Here is an 18184-nt window from a genome sequence, read left to right as displayed (position 1 = left end):
ACCGGCGTCCGGATCAGCGCTCGACGAGGCGCACGGCGGCCGCGGCGAAGGCGTCGGCGCCGAAGTGGTCGTCGGCCGATACCGTGACGACCGCGTCGCCGAGGACGATCACGAGCTGGCCGTAGGCGCCGTGCAGCCGCCACGCAGCGCCAGGGCCATCCCACGCTCCGAGGCCGTAGCGCTCGTACCCCTCGTTCGTGCCGGCCGGCACCCAGTCCCCGTGCATGGCGTCGACGACGGATGCCGGCACGATGCGCTCCCCGTTCCAGACGCCCCGATCGAGGAGCAGGCGGCCGATGCGCGACATCTCCTCGGTGCGGAGTGCGAGGCCCTCGCCGGCGAGCACGTACCCGCGCGGGCACCGCCGCCAGCCGACGTCGTCGAGCCCGAGCGGTGCGAGGAGTCGAGGCCGCACGTACTCCTCGACGTCGCCGACGACGCGCTCGAGCAGGCGCATCGCCGTGTACGCGCTGGCATTGGAGTACTGGAACACCCGGCCGCGCGAGTCGCGGCTCAGGAACTCGGTGGCGAGGTCGGGCCAATCCGTCATCAGGGTCGGCGACCAGGGGAGGTCGATGCCGCTCGACATCGAGAGCAGTCGGCGGAGGGTGAGGTGGGCGACGTCGCGTCCGAGCGTCCTGTCGCCGGTCAATCGGGAGATCGGCTCGTCGAGGGACAGCAGACCCTCGGCATCCGCCATGCCCGCCGCGAGCACGCTGACGCCCTTCGCGACCGAGTGGATCTCCTCGCGCTCGTCGGGGGTCCAGCGGTGCTCGGCCGTGCTCCCGCCGACGCGCACGTGAAGGCCGTGGGCTCCGAATCCGGTCGCCTCGACCTCGTCGACGAGGAGGTCCCTCAGCGACGCCGCGCGGCTCACCGGGGAGCGCCCGAGACCGGACGCGGGCGTCGCGAACCCGTCGGATCGTTGCGATGCCCCTGCCGCCCTGCCAGCTCCGGATCGGTGAACAGCCACTTCGGGCGCGGCTCGACGAGCGGTCGGAACACCCAGCGCACGGGCTTCGTGGCGAGCGCGAGGGCGAGGAGCACCGACAGGAGCGTGACGAGGGGGAGCCACAGCCACGTCGGGTCGAGATCGCGCAGCACTCCGGTCTCGCGGAACGGGTAGAGGGCGAACGAGTGGAGCAGGTAGACGTACATCGTGTACTGGCCGAAACGCGTCCACCAGTAGGTGCCTCGGGGGACCAGGACGAAGAACGCGGCGCTGAGCACGAGAGCCAGGATCATCAGCGCGAGGCGGACGCCACCGGCCCACCACTGCTCGCCGCCGAGGTCGGCATAGGCGTCTTCGTAGAACAGCCACTGACGCAGGTCGATCCTCTCCCAGAGGTCGACCCAGTGCCAGGCTGCGAAGCCCGCGGCCGCCAGCACGGCCACGGCGCCGACCCTGAGCCACCACGGACGGGCATCGAGGAGGCGCAGTCGGGCGACGACGTCGCGCTCGCGCAGCCACCAGCCCAGTGTGAAGAAGGGCAGCAGGCCGAGCGTCCGCGACAGGGAGAACGTGCTGTCGACGTTGGGCAGGTAGCCGACGCCCACGGAGATGACGACGGTCCACAGCAGGGGCCAGCGCAGCAGGGCGAGGTAGGGGAGCACGAGCCGGAAGATGCCCAGGGCGAGGAGGAACCACAGGGTCCACGACGGCTTGGTGAAGTTCGGCTCCGCCTGGCCCTCGACCAGCCACTTCGTGAGGGTCCAGAGGAACTCGAAGATCACGTACGGCACGAGGATGTCGGTGATCACCCGAGCCATCTGGACCCTGGTGGGGGAGCCCGACTTCGAGAAGTAGCCCGAGATGATCGCGAAGGCGGGCATATGGAAGGCGTACAGCGCCAGGTAGGCGGCCAGCGCGATGTCGGAGTCGTACGTGAGCCGCTGCACGGCATGCCCGAGGACGACCAGCACGATGCAGGCATAGCGCGCGTTGTCCCAGAACGGGACGCGGCGGCGGGGCTTCGGTGCGGTCGAGGTGACGGGGTTCGGGTCGGCTCCGACACTGTTCATCCTCTGAGGCTACCGCCGGGAATAAAGTTGGTCCGATCGCGTTGTCTCAGATACATTCAAATGAATAGAACCGGATGCAGGGCACCCGATTCGGAGAAGACGGAGCAATCATGAGCGAGCAGACAGGCACCCAGATGCAGTTCGGCATCATGTCGGTCAGCGACATCACCCGCGACCCGACGACCGGCATCACGCCCAGCGAGCAGGAGCGGATCAAGGCGACCCTCACGATCGCCAAGCACAGCGAAGAAGTCGGACTCGACGTCTTCGCGATCGGTGAGCACCACAACCCGCCGTTCTGGTCGTCCAGCCCGACGACCTTCCTCGCCGCGCTCGCGGCGCAGACCGAGCGACTGGTCGTGTCGACCTCGACGACCCTGATCACCACCAACGATCCGGTGCGCATCGCCGAGGAGTACGCGATGCTGCAGCACGTCTCCGACGGACGCATGGACCTCATGCTCGGGCGCGGCAACACCGGCCCGGTGTACCCCTGGTTCGGTAAGGACATCCGCCAGGGGCTGCCCCTGGCGATCGAGAACTACGCGCTGCTGCACAAGCTGTGGCGCGAGGACGTCGTGGACTGGGAGGGCAAGTTCCGCACGCCGCTGCAGGGCTTCACCTCGACACCGCGTCCCCTCGACGGCATCGCCCCGTTCGTGTGGCACGGATCGATCCGCACGCCCGAGATCGCAGAGCAGGCCGCGTACTACGGCGACGGCTTCTTCGCGAACAACATCTTCTGGCCGAAGGAGCACTACCAGCGCCTCATCGAGCTCTACCGTCAGCGCTACGCCCACTACGGGCACGGCACTCCCGAGCAGGCGATCGTCGGACTCGGCGGGCAGGTGTTCATGGCCGCGAAGTCTCAGGATGCGGTGTCGCAGTTCCGCCCCTACTTCGACAACGCCCCGGTGTACGGACACGGCCCGAGCATGGAGGACTTCACCGAGATGACCCCGCTGACGGTGGGCTCGCCGCAGCAGGTGATCGACCGCTACGCCGGCATGCGCGAGCACTTCGGCGACTACCAGCGCCAGCTGTTCCTCATCGACCACGCCGGTCTCCCGCTCAAGACGGTGCTCGAGCAGCTCGACATCCTCGGCTCCGAGGTCGTGCCGGTGCTGCGCAAGGAGCTGGCGAAGGACCGCCCGGAGACGGTTCCCGACGCCCCGACCCACGCCGCACGTGTGAAGGCCGTGTACGGCGACGGTCCGACCCGTCAGGCGCGACCCGGCGCGAACCGCGGCGACAACCTGACCGGCGACTCGCCCTACGAGGACACGCCGGCGCCCGCTGGCTCCGCGTTCGGCCTGACCCGAAAGGGGGCGTGAGATGACCACTCGCCGGATCGCCGTCGTGTCGGCTGGCCTGTCGAACCCGTCATCGACCCGCATGCTCGCCGACCGTCTGGCCGCCGAGACGGTCAAGGCGCTCGCCGCCCGCGACATCGCCGCCACGGTCGACGTGATCGAGTTGCGCGACTACGCGCACGACATCACGAACAACCTGCTGACGGGCTTCGCGCCGCCCGCGCTCGAGACCGCGATCAACACCGTCGTCTCGGCCGACGCGCTCATCGCGGTCACACCGATCTTCTCGACGAGCTACTCGGGACTGTTCAAGTCGTTCATCGACGTGCTCGACCCCGATTCGCTCACCGGCACCCCGGTGCTGATCGGAGCCAACGCGGGGACGGCACGTCACTCGCTCGCGATCGACTATGCGATCCGGCCGCTCTTCGCCTACCTGCACGCGGATGCCGTGTCGACGGGCGTCTTCGCGGCGTCGAGCGATTGGGGAGGCGCCGGCGACGACGTCGCCCCGCTCGCGAGGCGCGTGGAGAAGGGGACGAAGGAGCTCGCGGATGCGATCGCACAGCGCGACGCGGCCACGGTCGCCGACCCCTTCGACCCGGCGACCTACCTCGGCGAGGGACGTTCGTTCGGGCACATGCTCGGCGGCCTCGCGGGGGAGTGAACCGACGTCGAGTCGATCTGTGTCAGCGGCCCCGTCGCTGCCAGGAGTACTCGGTCTCGGGCCTGCCGCGCGCGCCGTACCGCGCCGCCTTGGCCACGGCTCCCTCCGCGGCCAGGTGTTCGAGGTAGCGGCGCACCGACACGCGCGACATGCCCAACCGGTCGGCCGCCTCGCTGGCGGAGAGCGGTCCTGACGTGCGCACCTCGTGCGTGACGGCCTCCAGAGTCGCGGCCGACAGCCCCTTGGGCAGGGCGATCGTTCCGGTCGCTCGGCCGAGCAGCGCGTCGATCTCGGCCTGGGTCGTCTCCCCGTCGGTCTCGGCCGCTCGTGCGCGATGCTCGCGGTAAGCCGTGAGGCGTTCGCGGAAGACCGCGAAGGGGAACGGCTTGACGAGGTACTGGTACACGCCGAGGGCGGCCATCTGCCGTACGGTCTCGGCATCGCGCACACCCGTGATCGCGATGACGTCGATGGCTGCGGCCCGGGCGCGCAGCGTGCGGAGCACGTCGATGCCCGATCCGTCCGGCATGGTCACATCGAGCAGCACGAGGTCGAAGCGCTCGGATCCCTCGGCCCCGAGGACGGCGGTGAGCGCTGCTCGTGCCCCCGTGCATTCCGCGCCCACCACGAAGCCGTCGAGGCGCTCGAGGTACGTACGGTGCAGCTCGAGCGTCAGGGCGTCGTCGTCGACGATCAGGGTGCGGATCACCGGGCCCTCCGTCTCTTCGGCGGCAGGGTGACGCGGAACGTGGTCGGGTCGGGTCGCAGCTCGACGACGCCGCCGGCGTCGACGACCACGGCCCGCACCAGCGCGAGACCGACGCCGCGTCCCTCGGCGCCGGCAGGCTTGGTCGAGAACCCCTGGTCGAAGACACGGTCGCGGAGGTCGTCGGGGATGCCGGGGCCGCTGTCCGACACCTCCAGCACGATCCCGCCGTCCTCGGAGGGCTGCAGCACCACCTCGACCCAGCGCTCGGCGGCGTCGGCCACGGCATCCATCGCGTTGTCGACGAGGTTGCCGAGTACGGCGACGCTGTCGACGGCCGAGAGCGGCGACGCCGGAGTGTCCGGTTCGATGCGGATCCGCCAGTCGATTCCCCGCTCTTTCGCCTGCGACGCCTTTCCCAGCAGCAGGGCGCCGACGGCGGGGTCGCCGGCGCGGCGTGCGGTGACCTGGTCGACGAGCGACTGGCTCTGGCGGGAGGTCTCCGTGAGGATCTCGATCGCCTCCTCGCTGCGCCCGAGTTCGAGCAGCGCGACCGCGGTGTGCATGCGGTTCCCATGCTCGTGGGTCTGCGCGCGGAGCGCGTCTCCGAGCGTCCGCAGCGACTCGTACGACGAGACCGCGTCACGCAGCTGCCCCGGGGGCAGGTCGCCGGCGATGCGTTGTGTGGTCCTCCGAGCGATCCAGGCGCCCAGCGCCCCCAGCGCGACGAGCCCGATCGTGATGACCAGGGAGAGCGGGAGCCGCCGAACGAGGGTGTCGGAGATCGACTCGATCGTCACGCCGGCCGACACCCAGCCGATGAGGTCGTCGTCGGCGGTGAGGACGGGCACGATCGTGCGGACCGACGGACCGAGCGTACCCGTGAACACCTCGGTCAGCTGCGAGGGGGCGGCGGGGATGGTGCCGAGGTAGCGTTCGCCGAGCTGGTCGACGTCGGGATGGGTCACCCGCACGCCGTCCGGGGTCATGATCGTCACGAAATCGAGGTCCGCCGCGGCGATCACGTCGAGGGCGTACGGCTCGAGAGCACGCGTCGCGGCATCCGTATCACCCGTCGCGAGTGCTTCGGCGACGACGGGAGACGTCGCGAGCGTCACCGCGGTCGCCGCCGTCACCCGCTCGGCCTCGGCATGCGTGGCGCGCTGCGCCTCGACCACGAGGAACACCGCGACGAGAGCCCCGATCACCACGGCCGCCGCGAGGACGACGAGGAACACCGCCGAGGCGGTGCTGCGGGTGCCGTGGGCGTGTCGCATCTGGTCCTTCCGATCGTCGGTGATCGCGGTGACGGGATCTCGGTAGTGACCAATACGACCACAAATATCCGCGGCGCGGGAAGTCGGGGAGGGTGAACACACCGCGGGCGACGACGCCGGCGCAGACGGACGACGACGTTCATGATCAAGGAGGATGCCATGGCCATCACGACGGGGTTCACCCTTCCCGGATTCCATTGGCGGCGAGGCAAGCAGTCGTGGGACAGGCACACGTGGCTGTACGTGTCGGTGATCATCGCCGTCGTGCTCGGAGCCGCGGTCGGACTCATCTGGCCTGAGGTCGGTCAGAGCCTGGAACCCATCGGCAAGGGCTTCGTGTCGCTCATCAAGATGATGATCGCGCCGATCATCTTCTGCACGATCGTGGTCGGCGTCGGATCCATCGCGAAGGCGGCGACCGTCGGCAAGATCGGCGGGCTCGCGCTGCTGTACTTCATGGTCATGTCGACCTTCGCCCTCGCGATCGGCCTGGTCGTCGGCAACATCATCCACCCGGGCGCCGGCCTCGACATGGCATCGGCGACCTACGACGCGACCGAGACCGAGGCGAAGACGACCACGGAGTTCGTGCTCGGCATCATCCCGACGACGTTCTTCTCGGCGTTCACCGGGGAGAGCGTGCTGCAGGTGCTCTTCATCGCGCTGCTCGTCGGCTTCGCGCTGCAGGGGCTGGGCGAGAAGGGCGCGCCCATCATGGATGCCGTCAAGAACCTGCAGAAGCTCGTCTTCCGCATCCTCGGCATGATCCTGTGGCTGGCGCCGCTCGGGGCGTTCGGCGCGATCGCCGCGGTCGTCGGCAAGACCGGCATCGCGGCCATCTGGAGCCTCGGTGTGCTGATGATCGCCTTCTACATCACGTGCATCGTCTTCATCGTCGTGGTGCTGGGTGTGCTGCTGTTCGCGGTCACGCGGGTCAACATCTTCAGCCTCATCAAGTACCTGGCCCGCGAGTACCTGCTGATCGTCGGCACCTCGTCGTCGGAGTCGGCGCTGCCTCGACTGATCGCGAAGATGGAGCACGTCGGCGTCTCGAAGCCGGTCGTGGGCATCACGGTTCCGACCGGATACTCGTTCAACCTCGACGGCACCGCGATCTACCTGACCATGGCCTCGCTCTTCATCGCCACGGGAATGGGACAGCCGATGTCGATCGGAGAGCAGATCGGCCTGCTCGTGTTCATGATCATCGCGAGCAAGGGGGCGGCCGGGGTCACCGGCGCAGGGCTCGCGACGCTCGCCGGCGGGCTCCAGGCCTACCGTCCCGACCTCGTCGACGGCGTCGGTGTCATCGTCGGCATCGACCGCTTCATGTCGGAGGGACGCGCGCTGACCAACTTCACCGGTAACGCGGTGGCGACGCTGCTCATCGGCACCTGGACCCGCCAGATCGACCGGGAGCGCGTGCGCCGGGTCCTCAGCGGCGAGGTGCCGTTCGACGAGTCGGTGCTCGACGGGGTCGACGACCATGGCATGGCCGACGAGCGCAAGGCCGTCGACGTGCAGGGGCTCAAGGACTCCGCACTCGACGAGATGTCGGCGAAGCAGGAGCGCGCACGCGCCAGGGCGGCGCAGAACTGACCGAGCGGACGAAGGGGATGCGGGAGCCGACGAGCGTCGGCTCCCGCATCCGTGCGATCAGCCGCTCTTGCGTCGGAACTCGCGCCGGGTCTGCGGAGCGTGCGTGCCGTGGACGGCGGAGTCGCCGTCCAGATGCGCCTGGCCCTCGCGGTGGTGCGCGTTCTTCTTCTCGAGCGCTTCCTTGAACTTGCGCTTCATGTCCTCGGTCGAGGACGCGCCCTCTTCGGTGCTCATGCCCGCCAGCCTAGGGCACGGCTCGTCCGCCCGGTCCGTCACCTGCGGACCCGCGTCGTGACGACGTCGATCGCGGCACCCAACGCCAGGGCCACCGCGACCGAGACGATCACCGCCACGACGGGACCGCCGGGTACGAGGAGTGCGACGACCGCCCCCACCGACGCCTGGTAGGCGGCCCAGCCCAGCGCTGCGATCGACGCCAGGCACAGATACCGTCCGGGGTGCAGGCGCGACGCCCCGGCCACCAGGTTGACGGCGAGCCGCGCGAAGGGGATGAACCGTGCGGTGAACAGCACGCTCGCCGTCCCGGTGTCGAGTCGGCGCCGGGCCCAGGCGAGCGCCTGCTGCACGCGGGGACCCCGCATCCATCGCCATCGCTGCGTTCCCGCCGTGCGTCCGATGAGATAGCACGCCGCATCGCCGAGGAACGCCGCCGCGCCCGCGCAGACGATCACGGACCACAGCGCCGGCGACCCGGACGTCGACGCGATCGCTCCGAGCGCGGTGACGGCGATCTCGCCGGGGACGACCACGAAGAAGGAGTCGCCGAGCACCAGAAGGCTCATGATCGCGAGAGCCCAGGGCCCAGTGAGCAGTTCGGTCGGCACGGGTCCACCCTGCGCGGCGGAGGTGAACGGGAACCAACGCGCGGATAGCCGGTGACCAGCGATCCAGCATCCGGTGAACTTCTGGTGCCCACCGTCGGATCGGCGTCCGCCCGGGGTCGTGCGGCGGCATCCTGAGGGGGTGAGAGTCGCGATCGTGACAGAGTCCTTCCTTCCGCACATGAACGGTGTCACCGGATCCGTGCTGCAGATCCTGAAGCACCTCGAGCGCACGGGGCACGAGGCCCACGTCCTCGCGCCGGATGCCGTCGGCATCCCCACCGAGATCTCCGGAGCCCCCGTGCAGGCCATCCCGAGCCTGCCGCTCCCCGGCTACCGCAACGTGCGGGTGGGCACCTCGTCGGCGCATCGTGTCGCGGCCGCGCTGCGCCGCTTCCAGCCCGACATCGTGCACCTCGCCTCGCCGTTCGCGCTCGGATGGCGGGGAGCGCTCGCCGCAGAGCGCCTCGACATCGCAGCGGTCGCCGCGTATCAGACCGACGTGGCCGCCTACACCGAGCGCTACGGCATCCCCGCGACGACGGGGATCGCGCAGACGCACATCGCCCGACTGCACCGCAGGGCGACGCTCACCCTCGCCCCGTCGGCGGAGTCTGCGCACCAGCTGACCGCCCTCGGCGTCGACAGGGTGCGCCGATGGGGCCGAGGCGTCGACGCCGAGCGCTTCCACCCGTCCCGGCGTTCGGAGGAGCTTCGCGCCTCCTGGGGAGCAGAGGTCGTGATCGGCTACGTCGGCCGACTCGCGCCCGAGAAGCAGGTCGAGGATCTGGCCGTGCTCGACGGCCTCCTCGGCACCAGGGTCGTCATCGTCGGCGACGGCCCGAGCCGCGCGAAGCTCGCAGCGCTGATGCCGCGGGCTCTCTTCCTCGGCCACCTGAGCGGCGACGCGCTCGCCGCAGCGATGGCCTCGTTCGACGTCTTCGTCCACCCGGGTGAGAGCGAGACCTTCGGACAGACGCTCCAGGAGGCGCACGCGAGCGGAGTGCCCGTCGTCGCCACCGGACGCGGGGGCCCGCTCGACCTCGTGCGGATGGGCATCGACGGGTGGCTCTACCGCCCGGGAGACCTCGACGACCTCACCATGCGCGTGCGGGATCTCGTCGGTGATCAGCGCAAGCGCCGGGCGCTCGGTGAGGCCGGATGGCAGGCGGTGCAGGGGCGCAGCTGGGGGAGCGTCTGCGACCAGCTGCTGGGGCACTTCGACGACGCGATCGGTCTGCGGACGGTGGACTCGGCGCTGCGCGCTCGCCGGGTGACGCGGCCTGAGGCGCCCGCCGTGGTGCCCGGCAGGCGCTGGAGCCGCTACGTGGCGCTGGGCGATTCGCTGACCGAGGGGCTGTGCGATCCCGCCCCCGACGGGTCGCTCCGCGGCTGGGCCGACAGGCTCGCACTCCTGCTGGCGGCGCGGGGAGGACTCCATTACGCCAACCTCGCCATCCGGTCGAAGCGCGTGCGCGACGTGTGCGGTATCCAGCTCGAGCGCGCTCTCGCGCTGCGCCCCGACCTCGTGTCGATCCTCATCGGCGCGAACGACCTCGTCGGTCGTGCCGTCGACGTGCGACTGATCGCCGACCAGCTCGAGCAGGCGGTGGTGCGCCTGAGGGACAGCGGAGCAGACGTGCTCCTCGTCACCCCGTTCCTGCCGCGGCGGCGCGCGGCTCGAATCTACGCGAGGCGGTTCTCGGCCTTCGCCACCGCCGTGGCGGGGGTGGCCGCGCGCACCGGAGCGATCCTCATCGACACCGACATGCACCCGACGCTGCCCGATCGGCCCAACTGGGGCGAGGACCTCGTGCACCTCAGCAGTCGAGGGCACCGCTTCCTCGCGTATCGCGCGGGCGAGGTGCTGGGCGTCCCGCATGCCGATGCGCTCGGCGCGCTCGACGCGGTGCTCCACGAGAACGAGCCGATCGGTGCGGGGCTCTGGTGGCGCAGGCACGCGCTGCCCTGGGTCTGGCGTCGTCTGCACGGCAGGGCCGCGGGCGACGGGCGGGTCGCGAAGCACGACGACTACGTGTATCTGGGCCGTTCCTCCGCACAGCGCGACGTGCCGGTCGCCTGACCGCTGCCCTTCCTCTCCGACGCCGACGCCCCGCTCGGAGCTTCCGCACACGGACGCGCTCGGGGAGGGAGGAAGCTCAGCGGCGGCCCATGCCGTGGTACGCCCAGCCGGCTGCGCGCCAGGCCGCGGCATCGAGACAGTTGCGTCCGTCGACGATCACGCGACCCGCGACGAGCGAGCCCGCGTGCTCCGGCGAGAGCTCGCGACGGTAGAGGTCCCATTCCGTGACGACGACGACCGCGTCGGCATCGCGGAGCGCGTCGTCGCGCTCGGCCGCGTAGCCGAGCTGCGGATGCGCCGCCGCGGCGTTGTCGAGTGCGGCGGGGTCGGTCACCACCACGTCGGCACCGAGTCCGCGCAGCCGCACGGCGACGTCGAGCGCGGGGGAGTCGCGGATGTCGTCGCTGAACGGCTTGAAGGCCGCGCCGAGCACGGCGATGCGGCGTCCGAAGACGAGCCCGCCGAGGGCGTCGACCACCATTCGCACGGCGCGGTCCCTCCGCCGCATGTTGATGCCGTCGACCTCCCGGAGGAACCCGACGGCTTCACCGCGGCCGAGCTCTTCCGCCCTGGCGGCGAAGGCGCGGATGTCCTTGGGCAGGCATCCGCCGCCGAAGCCGATGCCGGAGCCGAGGTATCGACGGCCTATGCGCGAGTCGTGGCCGAGGGCGTCGGCGAGCAGTGTGACATCGGCTCCGGCAGCCTCGGCGATCTCGGCCATCGCGTTGATGAACGAGATCTTCGTCGCGAGGAACGCGTTCGCGGCGCCCTTCACGAGCTCGGCGGTGGCGAGGTCGGTGACGAGGAGCGGTGCGCCCGCCTCGATCGCAGGTGCGTACGCCTCGCGCAGCAGCTCGGCCGCACGCGTGCCCGCTTCACTGGTCGGGATGCCGACGACCAGGCGATCCGGCGTGATCGTGTCGTGCACGGCCCATCCCTCCCGCAGGAACTCGGGGTTCCAGACCAGCGTCGCCCCGCGGGCGTCGATCGAACCCGACAGACGTGCAGCCGTTCCGACGGGCACGGTCGACTTGCCTGCCACGACGTCGCCGGGCCGGAGGTGGGGGACGAGCGATGACACGGCCGCGTCCACGAAACGCAGATCCGCGGCATGGCCGTCTGCCACCTGCGGCGTGCCGACGGCGACGAAGTGCACGGCCGCGCCCTCGGCATCCGCGATGTCCGTGCTGAAGCGGAGGCGGCCCGATGCGGTTCCTTCCCTCAGCAGCTCGTCGAGCTGCGGCTCGAAGAACGGCGCCGATCCGCGGCGCAGGGCGTCGACCTTCGCCTCGTCGACGTCGATGCCGACGACGTCGTGTCCGATCGAGGCCATGGCTGCGGCGTGCACGGCACCGAGGTACCCGCAGCCGATCACTGACATGCGCATCCACACACCACACCTCACGCGCCCCACGGCCCGGCGTCCGGTGCCTGAACGGGCGATGACCGGCAGGTGGCCGGTCGACCGCGGGCGCAGGGCGGGTCGTCGTTCGCGGGCGATCACGGGGTGCGCTGATAGGCTGTCTGCGGTCGACGTCTGTCGCCGGCACAATTTCATATCGACTCATGGAGCGATCGGCGGAGAAGCTGGTCCCCTGTGGTGGGTTCCTCGGCGGGTGTCGTCGGGTGGCTTTCTACTGGTGGCCAGCGCAGGCGATGTTCGCGGGAGTGCCCGCGCGCCCGAACCCCGACGATTCCGCTCCTTCATGAACACGCTCGCGCATCACACGGAGGCGCGAGTCTAAACAAAGAAGGAGAGACCTCTTGGAAGGTCCTGAAATCACCGCCACCGAGGCCGTTCTCGACAACGGCCGCTTCGGCACCCGCACCGTCCGCTTCGAGACCGGCCGCCTCGCGCAGCAGGCTCAGGGCGCTGTCGCCGCCTACCTCGACGGCGAGACCATGCTCCTCTCGGCCACCAGCGCCGGCAAGCACCCGCGTGAAGGCTTCGACTTCTTCCCGCTGACCGTCGACGTCGAGGAGCGCTCCTACGCCGCAGGCAAGATCCCCGGCTCGTTCTTCCGCCGTGAGGGTCGTCCCTCCACCGAGGCGATCCTCGTCTGCCGTCTGATCGACCGTCCGCTGCGTCCGTCGTTCGTCGACGGCCTGCGCAACGAGGTCCAGATCGTCATCACCGTGCTCTCGATCGCACCGGGCGAGTTCTACGACGCCCTCGCGATCAACGCGGCCTCCGCGTCGACCCAGATCTCCGGCCTGCCGTTCTCCGGACCGGTCGCCGGTGTGCGCCTCGCGTTCATCCCCGGTCACGGCGAGCACGCCGACCAGTGGGTCGCGTTCCCGACCGCCGCGCAGGTCGACGAGGCCGTGTTCGACCTCGTCGTCGCGGGTCGCGTCGTCACGAAGGCCGACGGCACGGAAGACGTCGCGATCATGATGGTCGAGGCCGAGGCCACCGAGAACAGCTGGAACCTCATCAAGGCCGGCGCCACCAAGCCGAGCGAGGACGTCGTCGCCGAGGGCCTCGAGGCCGCGAAGCCGTTCATCGCGCAGCTCGTCAAGGCTCAGGCCGAGCTCGCCGCTACGGCGTCGAAGGAGCCGGGCGTCTACCCGGTCTTCCCGGCCTACAGCCAGGAGGTCTACGACTTCGTCGCCGGCCGTTCGTACGACGAGCTGGTCGGTGTGTACCAGATCGCCGACAAGACCGAGCGCCAGTCCGCCGACGACGCGATCAAGGATCGCGTCAAGGCCGAGCTCATCGAGGCCACCGAGGCCGGCGACCTGCCTGCCGCAGCGCCGCTCGAGTTCTCCGCCGCGTACAAGTCCGTGACGAAGAAGATCGTCCGCGGCCGCATCCTCACCGAGGGCTCGCGCATCGACGGTCGCGGCCTCGCCGACATCCGTCCGCTCGACGCCGAGGTGCAGGTCATCCCGCGCGTCCACGGTTCGGCGATCTTCCAGCGCGGCGAGACCCAGATCCTGGGCATCACCACGCTGAACATGCTCAAGATGGAGCAGCAGATCGACTCGCTGTCGCCCACGACGAGCAAGCGCTACATGCACCACTACAACTTCCCGCCCTACTCGACGGGTGAGACCGGCCGCGTCGGTTCGCCGAAGCGTCGCGAGATCGGGCACGGCTTCCTGGCCGAGCGCGCGCTCGTGCCGGTGCTGCCGAGCCGCGAGGAGTTCCCGTACGCGATCCGTCAGGTGTCCGAGGCGCTGAGCTCGAACGGCTCCACGTCGATGGGCTCTGTCTGCGCGTCGACCCTGTCGCTGCTGAACGCGGGTGTGCCGCTGCGCGCCCCCGTCGCCGGTATCGCGATGGGTCTCGTGTCCGACGAGGTCGATGGTGAGACCCGCTACGCGGCGCTCACCGACATCCTGGGTGCGGAGGACGCGCTCGGCGACATGGACTTCAAGGTCGCCGGTACCAGCGAGTTCGTCACGGCCATCCAGCTCGACACGAAGCTCGACGGCATCCCGTCGTCGGTGCTCGCCGGTGCGCTGACCCAGGCTCGCGACGCACGTCTCACGATCCTCAACGTCCTGAACGCCGCGATCGACGCGCCCGACGAGATGGCGCCGACCGCGCCTCGCGTCATCAGCGTGCAGATCCCGGTCGATAAGATCGGCGAGCTGATCGGCCCGAAGGGCAAGACGATCAACGCGATCCAGGACGAGACGGGCGCGCAGATCTCCATCGAGGAGGACGGCACCGTCTACATCGGCGCGACCGACGGCCCTTCGGCCGAGGCAGCCCGTGCCCAGGTCAACGCGATCGCCAACCCGACCAACCCCGAGGTCGGCGAGCAGTTCCTCGGAACCGTCGTGAAGATCGCCACGTTCGGCGCCTTCATCTCGCTGCTTCCCGGCAAGGACGGCCTGCTGCACGTCACCGAGGTGCGCAAGCTCGCCGGTGGCAAGCGCGTCGAGAACGTCGAGGACGTCCTCTCCGTCGGCCAGAAGATCCTCGTGAAGATCACGAAGATCGACGACCGCGGCAAGCTGTCGCTCGAGCCCGTGCTCGACGACGCTCCTGCCGAGGGTGCGGCTTCCGCCGAGGAGGCCGCGGCCGAGTAAGCGACGCCGTTGCGACATCGAACCCGGGTCCGTCTCCTCGACGGGCCCGGGTTCCGTCATTCGGAGGCGTGACCAAACCGTTATGGGAAGTTTCCCCGGCGTTCCCCGTAATGGCCGGTGGGTTCGCGGTCATCGCATACCCTCGAAGTACGCACCGGGGGGTGCAGACCAGGCAGTGACGGAGATCGGAAGGTTCGATCGACGCGGGGGTGAGGAAGATGCGGTTGTTCAGCGTAGGCGCAGGCGCCTCCGCAGAGCGCGCCCCGCACGACGCGGAACACCCCTCCGCTCCCATTCCGATCGTCGGCCCCGGCATCGGCGAGTCGATCAGGGTGCCGCTCGGCGAGACCGGTTTCGACACCTTCCCGCTCATGCTGGGCGCGGCGGAGTTCGGCTGGAACGTCGACCTCGAGACCAGCCACGGCATCCTGGACCGCTACGTGGAGTTCGGCGGCAACGCCATCCACACCGCCGACGGGTTCTCCGGGGGACGCAGCGAGCACATCATCGGACAGTGGCTGCGTTCGCGCGGCCGCCGCGACCGCACTCTGCTCAGCGTGCGGATCGGTGCGCATGCCGACAACCCGGGGCTCGGGTCGGTCAACCTCGTCCGTGCCGTCGAGGGGTCGCTCACACGACTGGGCGTCGAGCGCATCGACGTGCTCTACCTCGATGCGACGCTCGACCGCACGACCAACCTCGAAGACACGCTCGCCACGGTGGAGTGGCTGACCGAGGCGGGCAAGATCGGTGCGCTCGGTGCCTTCGGACTCGCACCGGAGCGTCTCGTCGAGGCGCGCATCCTCGCCTCAGCGGGCTACCCCCGCATCCAGGTCATCGACTCGCCGTACAACCTCGTGCGTCGCCAGCCGTTCGAGGGCGACCTGCGGCTCGTGGCCGGCGCCCAGAACCTGGCCGTCACGCCCTCGCACGCGCTCGAGCACGGTTTCCTCTCCGGGCGCCACCGCAGCAAGGCGCTGACCTCGCGGGGCGTGCGCGGTGAGCAGCTGCGCGGGCACTTGAACCGCCGCGGCACCAAGATCCTCAAGGCACTCGACCAGGTCGCCGCTGAGCTCGACGTCCCGGTCGCCGCCGTGTCGATCGCGTGGCTCCTCGCACAGCGTACGGTCGCCGCTCCCATCGTCAACACGTTCGCGACCGAGCACGTCGACGAGCTCATGCAGGGTGCCGGTGTGAGCCTGTCGCGCGTGCAGGTCGCCGACCTCACTCGCGCGGGCAACTGAGCGTCCTCCCGCCTCTCTCACAGACCTGACATAGGCTGGGAGAGATCCCGACGGATGCTGTCGATGAAGCGAGCGAGTTTGTGACGCACTACATATACCTGGTCAGGCACGGCGAACATCAGGATGCCGAGCACGGTCTCGCCGACGGTCCGCTCTCTCCCCGGGGAGCGCGTCAGGCCGAGCTCATCGCCGACCGGCTCTCGGGGCTCCCTCTCGATGCCGTGTGGCACTCTCCGCTGCTTCGGGCCAACGAGACGGCGCGGGCGATCGCTGCCCGTCTCCCGTCGGTCGACCCGGAGCCGACCGCCCTGCTTTTCGACTGCGTGCCGACCGGGATGACCGAGGAGACTCCGGCCGTCTTCGAGCCCTTCTTCGGTTCGATCACGGATGCCGAGATCGAGGCCGGCCGCGCACAGATGGCGGATGCCGTCAACGAGTTCCTCGTGCGCAAACCCGGTGATGTGCACGAGGTGCTCATCACGCACAACTTCGTCATCTCCTGGTTCGTCAGGGAGGTGCTCGGGGCTCCCGAGTGGCGGTGGATGACCCTGAATCAGGCGCACTGCGGCCTGACCGTGATCGCGCAGAAGCAGGGACGCCCCTGGACGCTGCTCACCCACAACGACACGGGGCACCTTCCGGTCGAGCTCCGCACCGGCATTCCCGACACGATGCCGGTCTGATACCGCGTCGCACGGCCAGCCGCCGGGCAGCCGTCCGCCCGCGAAATAGACTCGACTCATGACCACGCAGGTAGCTCTCGTCGGCGGCACCGGAAAGCTCGGCTCGATCATCCACACGGTGATCGACGGGCTGGAGGGATTCGAGGTGAGCCGCGTGCTCACGTCGTCGAGCGACCTCGCCGAGATCGACGGCGCGGACCTCGTCGTCGACGCGACGACCCCGCAGGTGAGCATCGACGTCGTGCGGGCGGCGGTCGAGCGCGGCATCAACGTGCTGGTCGCGACGTCGGGGTGGTCGGCCGAACGGATCGCGCTGGTGCGTCCGCTCGTGGACGACGCCGGGAACGGCGTGGTGTTCATCCCGAACTTCTCGCTCGGATCGGTGCTCGGCTCGGCTCTCGCCGCGGCAGCGGCTCCGTTCTTCCCCTCGGCCGAGATCGTCGAGGCGCATCACGAGCGCAAGGTCGATTCGCCCAGCGGTACCGCCGTGCGCACGGCCGAGCTCATCGCGGCGGCGCGGGCCGACAGAGGACCCGTCAGCGCCCCGCACGCCGACCAGCGAGCGCGGGGCCAGCAGGTCGCGACGGTCCCCGTCCATTCGCTGCGTCGGCCCGGCGTCATCGCCAAGCAGGAGGTCATCCTGTCGGGGCCGGGGGAGTCGCTCTCGTTCGTGCACGACACCGTCGAGCCCGCTCTGGCCTATGCGCCGGGCATCCGCCTCGCTGTGCCGTACGCGGCGCAGGCCTCCGGCGTGGTGATCGGACTCGAGAGCATGATCGACATCGGCATCCGCTCGTGATGTCGCGCATCGGGGTCGGCCTCATGGCCGCATCGCTGCTGGTCTACCTCGCCGTGTCCGTGTGGCTCGCGGTCATGTTCTTCGCCGTCGGCACGGGCGTGTCGATCGGCATGGGGATCGCGCTCCTCGTGCTCGCACCGCTCGGCGCCTGGGCTCTCGTCCGTGAGATGCAGTTCGGCTTCGCGGCGGACCGCCTCGGGCGCACACTGGACGCCGAGGGAGGGATGCCGGAGGCGGAGACGGAGCTGACCCCGAGCGGCCGACTCCGCGCCGAGGATGCCGCTCCGCTCATCGCCCGCTACGAGGCGGAGGCGGACGCCGCGCCCGACGACTGGCGAGCACGCTACCGGCTCGGCGTCGTGCAGGATGCCTCCGGGCGCCGCAAGGATGCGCGGGCGAGCATCCGAGCGGCGATCAGGCTCGCCCGTCGCTGAGGCGCCGAGATCAGGCCAGCGTCGCCTCGAGGGTGATGTCGATGCCGGCCAGAGCCTGCGACACGGGGCATCCGGTCTTCGCGCCCTCCGCGATCTCCTGGAACGCCTCGGGCGTCAGACCCGGCACCACCGCGTTGACGTTGAGGTGGCTGCCGGTGATGCCGACGCCGGGCTTGAAGGTGACAGAAGCGCTGGTGTTGACGCGCTCCGGCGGAGTGCCGTTCTCCGACAGGGCGTGCGAGAGGGCCATGCTGAAGCACGAGGCGTGAGCCGCGGCGATGAGCTCCTCGGGCGTGGTGGTCGTGTCGCTGCCCTCGCTGCGAGCCTTCCAGTCGATCGGGAAGGTGCCGAGGTTCGACGACGAGAAGGCGACGGTGCCCGAGCCCTCCGCGAGGGATCCGGTCCAGGTGGTGGTGGCTTCGCTGGTGACGGGCATGATTCCTCCGGTTCTCGCGGTGCTCGGTGTGCGCGTCG

At 69.9% G+C, this 18184-nt stretch carries 17 protein-coding genes; 9 read left to right on the top strand and 8 right to left on the bottom strand.

Translation table 11 applies throughout. The features are described from left to right. Window positions 1-13: 13 nt before the first annotated feature. Both MRBLWO14_RS01745 and MRBLWO14_RS01740 read right to left on the bottom strand, forming a co-directional pair. Window positions 14-877, bottom strand: a complete 864-nt coding sequence (locus MRBLWO14_RS01745) for a serine hydrolase (protein ID WP_341934771.1) — start codon at window positions 875-877, stop codon at window positions 14-16. Next, window positions 874-2022 (bottom strand): acyltransferase family protein, encoded by a 1149-nt coding sequence (locus tag MRBLWO14_RS01740; protein WP_341934770.1) that lies wholly within the window; start codon window positions 2020-2022, stop codon window positions 874-876. Before MRBLWO14_RS01740 ends, MRBLWO14_RS01745 begins: the two co-directional genes overlap by 4 nt. A gap of 110 nt (window positions 2023-2132) precedes the next feature. Between MRBLWO14_RS01740 and MRBLWO14_RS01735 the strand changes: the two genes are divergently transcribed. Then, the gene (locus MRBLWO14_RS01735; RefSeq protein WP_341934769.1) at window positions 2133-3356 is read left to right on the top strand and encodes an LLM class flavin-dependent oxidoreductase; all 1224 of its coding nucleotides are present in this window, start codon (window positions 2133-2135) and stop codon (window positions 3354-3356) included. A 1-nt stretch (window position 3357) separates the two neighbouring features. Beyond that, window positions 3358-4002: an FMN reductase gene (locus MRBLWO14_RS01730; protein WP_341934768.1), complete on the top strand. Its 645-nt coding sequence runs from the start codon at window positions 3358-3360 to the stop codon at window positions 4000-4002. Between the two features lie 22 nt (window positions 4003-4024). Here MRBLWO14_RS01730 and MRBLWO14_RS01725 read toward each other — a convergent pair whose 3' ends face one another. Beyond that, entirely contained in the window at window positions 4025-4711 is a 687-nt protein-coding gene (locus MRBLWO14_RS01725; RefSeq protein ID WP_341934767.1) for a response regulator, read from the bottom strand. Then, entirely contained in the window at window positions 4708-5985 is a 1278-nt protein-coding gene (locus tag MRBLWO14_RS01720; protein ID WP_341934766.1) for an ATP-binding protein, read from the bottom strand. Before MRBLWO14_RS01720 ends, MRBLWO14_RS01725 begins: the two co-directional genes overlap by 4 nt. Window positions 5986-6144: 159 nt before the next feature. On the opposite strand from MRBLWO14_RS01720, the gene MRBLWO14_RS01715 reads away from it, so the two are divergent. Then, window positions 6145-7584 (top strand): cation:dicarboxylase symporter family transporter, encoded by a 1440-nt coding sequence (locus MRBLWO14_RS01715; protein ID WP_341934765.1) that lies wholly within the window; start codon window positions 6145-6147, stop codon window positions 7582-7584. A gap of 57 nt (window positions 7585-7641) precedes the next feature. Here the strand turns inward: MRBLWO14_RS01715 and MRBLWO14_RS01710 are convergent, their stop codons facing one another. Then, window positions 7642-7818, bottom strand: coding sequence for a DUF5302 domain-containing protein (locus MRBLWO14_RS01710; RefSeq protein WP_341934764.1), 177 nt, complete (start codon window positions 7816-7818; stop codon window positions 7642-7644). A 38-nt stretch (window positions 7819-7856) separates the two neighbouring features. Further along, window positions 7857-8429 (bottom strand): DedA family protein, encoded by a 573-nt coding sequence (locus tag MRBLWO14_RS01705; RefSeq protein WP_341934763.1) that lies wholly within the window; start codon window positions 8427-8429, stop codon window positions 7857-7859. Window positions 8430-8583: 154 nt separating this feature from the next. Between MRBLWO14_RS01705 and MRBLWO14_RS01700 the strand changes: the two genes are divergently transcribed. Then, window positions 8584-10509 carry a GDSL-type esterase/lipase family protein gene (locus MRBLWO14_RS01700; RefSeq protein WP_341934762.1) on the top strand — a complete coding sequence of 642 codons (1926 nt, stop codon included), beginning with the start codon at window positions 8584-8586 and terminating at the stop codon, window positions 10507-10509. Between the two features lie 76 nt (window positions 10510-10585). Here MRBLWO14_RS01700 and MRBLWO14_RS01695 read toward each other — a convergent pair whose 3' ends face one another. Next, window positions 10586-11896, bottom strand: coding sequence for a UDP-glucose/GDP-mannose dehydrogenase family protein (locus tag MRBLWO14_RS01695; protein ID WP_341934761.1), 1311 nt, complete (start codon window positions 11894-11896; stop codon window positions 10586-10588). Between the two features lie 377 nt (window positions 11897-12273). Here MRBLWO14_RS01695 and MRBLWO14_RS01690 point away from each other — a divergent pair, with 377 nt between their 5' ends. The 5 genes from MRBLWO14_RS01690 to MRBLWO14_RS01670 all read left to right on the top strand — a co-directional run bounded on the left by MRBLWO14_RS01690 (window position 12274) and on the right by MRBLWO14_RS01670 (window position 17710). Then, window positions 12274-14550, top strand: coding sequence for a polyribonucleotide nucleotidyltransferase (locus MRBLWO14_RS01690; protein WP_341934760.1), 2277 nt, complete (start codon window positions 12274-12276; stop codon window positions 14548-14550). Window positions 14551-14768: 218 nt separating this feature from the next. Beyond that, complete coding sequence (locus tag MRBLWO14_RS01685) at window positions 14769-15794, top strand: aldo/keto reductase (protein WP_341934759.1); 1026 nt, start codon at window positions 14769-14771, stop codon at window positions 15792-15794. Window positions 15795-15874: 80 nt separating this feature from the next. Continuing rightward, the gene (locus MRBLWO14_RS01680; RefSeq protein ID WP_096715837.1) at window positions 15875-16477 is read left to right on the top strand and encodes a histidine phosphatase family protein; all 603 of its coding nucleotides are present in this window, start codon (window positions 15875-15877) and stop codon (window positions 16475-16477) included. Window positions 16478-16535: 58 nt separating this feature from the next. Further along, window positions 16536-17276, top strand: a complete 741-nt coding sequence (gene dapB, locus MRBLWO14_RS01675) for a 4-hydroxy-tetrahydrodipicolinate reductase (protein WP_341934758.1) — start codon at window positions 16536-16538, stop codon at window positions 17274-17276. Continuing rightward, on the top strand, window positions 17276-17710 hold the full coding sequence (locus tag MRBLWO14_RS01670) for a hypothetical protein (RefSeq protein ID WP_341934757.1): 435 nt from the start codon (window positions 17276-17278) through the stop codon (window positions 17708-17710). The genes dapB and MRBLWO14_RS01670 overlap by 1 nt, the downstream gene beginning before the upstream one ends. Before the next feature lie 10 nt (window positions 17711-17720). Here the strand turns inward: MRBLWO14_RS01670 and MRBLWO14_RS01665 are convergent, their stop codons facing one another. Continuing rightward, complete coding sequence (locus MRBLWO14_RS01665; protein ID WP_341934756.1) at window positions 17721-18146, bottom strand: OsmC family peroxiredoxin; 426 nt, start codon at window positions 18144-18146, stop codon at window positions 17721-17723. Window positions 18147-18184: the final 38 nt, after the last annotated feature.

This window comes from Microbacterium sp. LWO14-1.2, assembly GCF_038397715.1.
In the GTDB taxonomy this organism is placed as follows: domain Bacteria; phylum Actinomycetota; class Actinomycetes; order Actinomycetales; family Microbacteriaceae; genus Microbacterium.
This window is presented reverse-complemented; position numbering and strand designations above follow the sequence as displayed.

What these genes read in the sequence shown, in the direction of transcription:
- MRBLWO14_RS01685 (WP_341934759.1), top strand. Translation starts at nt 14,769, where the DNA reads ATGCGGTTGTTCAGCGTAGGCGCAGGCGCCTCCGCAGAGCGCGCCCCG.
- MRBLWO14_RS01720 (WP_341934766.1), bottom strand. Translation starts at nt 5,985, where the DNA reads ATGCGACACGCCCACGGCACCCGCAGCACCGCCTCGGCGGTGTTCCTC.
- MRBLWO14_RS01710 (WP_341934764.1), bottom strand. Translation starts at nt 7,818, where the DNA reads ATGAGCACCGAAGAGGGCGCGTCCTCGACCGAGGACATGAAGCGCAAG.
- MRBLWO14_RS01735 (WP_341934769.1), top strand. Translation starts at nt 2,133, where the DNA reads ATGAGCGAGCAGACAGGCACCCAGATGCAGTTCGGCATCATGTCGGTC.
- dapB (WP_341934758.1), top strand. Translation starts at nt 16,536, where the DNA reads ATGACCACGCAGGTAGCTCTCGTCGGCGGCACCGGAAAGCTCGGCTCG.
- MRBLWO14_RS01730 (WP_341934768.1), top strand. Translation starts at nt 3,358, where the DNA reads ATGACCACTCGCCGGATCGCCGTCGTGTCGGCTGGCCTGTCGAACCCG.
- MRBLWO14_RS01740 (WP_341934770.1), bottom strand. Translation starts at nt 2,022, where the DNA reads ATGAACAGTGTCGGAGCCGACCCGAACCCCGTCACCTCGACCGCACCG.
- MRBLWO14_RS01715 (WP_341934765.1), top strand. Translation starts at nt 6,145, where the DNA reads ATGGCCATCACGACGGGGTTCACCCTTCCCGGATTCCATTGGCGGCGA.
- MRBLWO14_RS01665 (WP_341934756.1), bottom strand. Translation starts at nt 18,146, where the DNA reads ATGCCCGTCACCAGCGAAGCCACCACCACCTGGACCGGATCCCTCGCG.
- MRBLWO14_RS01695 (WP_341934761.1), bottom strand. Translation starts at nt 11,896, where the DNA reads ATGCGCATGTCAGTGATCGGCTGCGGGTACCTCGGTGCCGTGCACGCC.
- MRBLWO14_RS01670 (WP_341934757.1), top strand. Translation starts at nt 17,276, where the DNA reads ATGTCGCGCATCGGGGTCGGCCTCATGGCCGCATCGCTGCTGGTCTAC.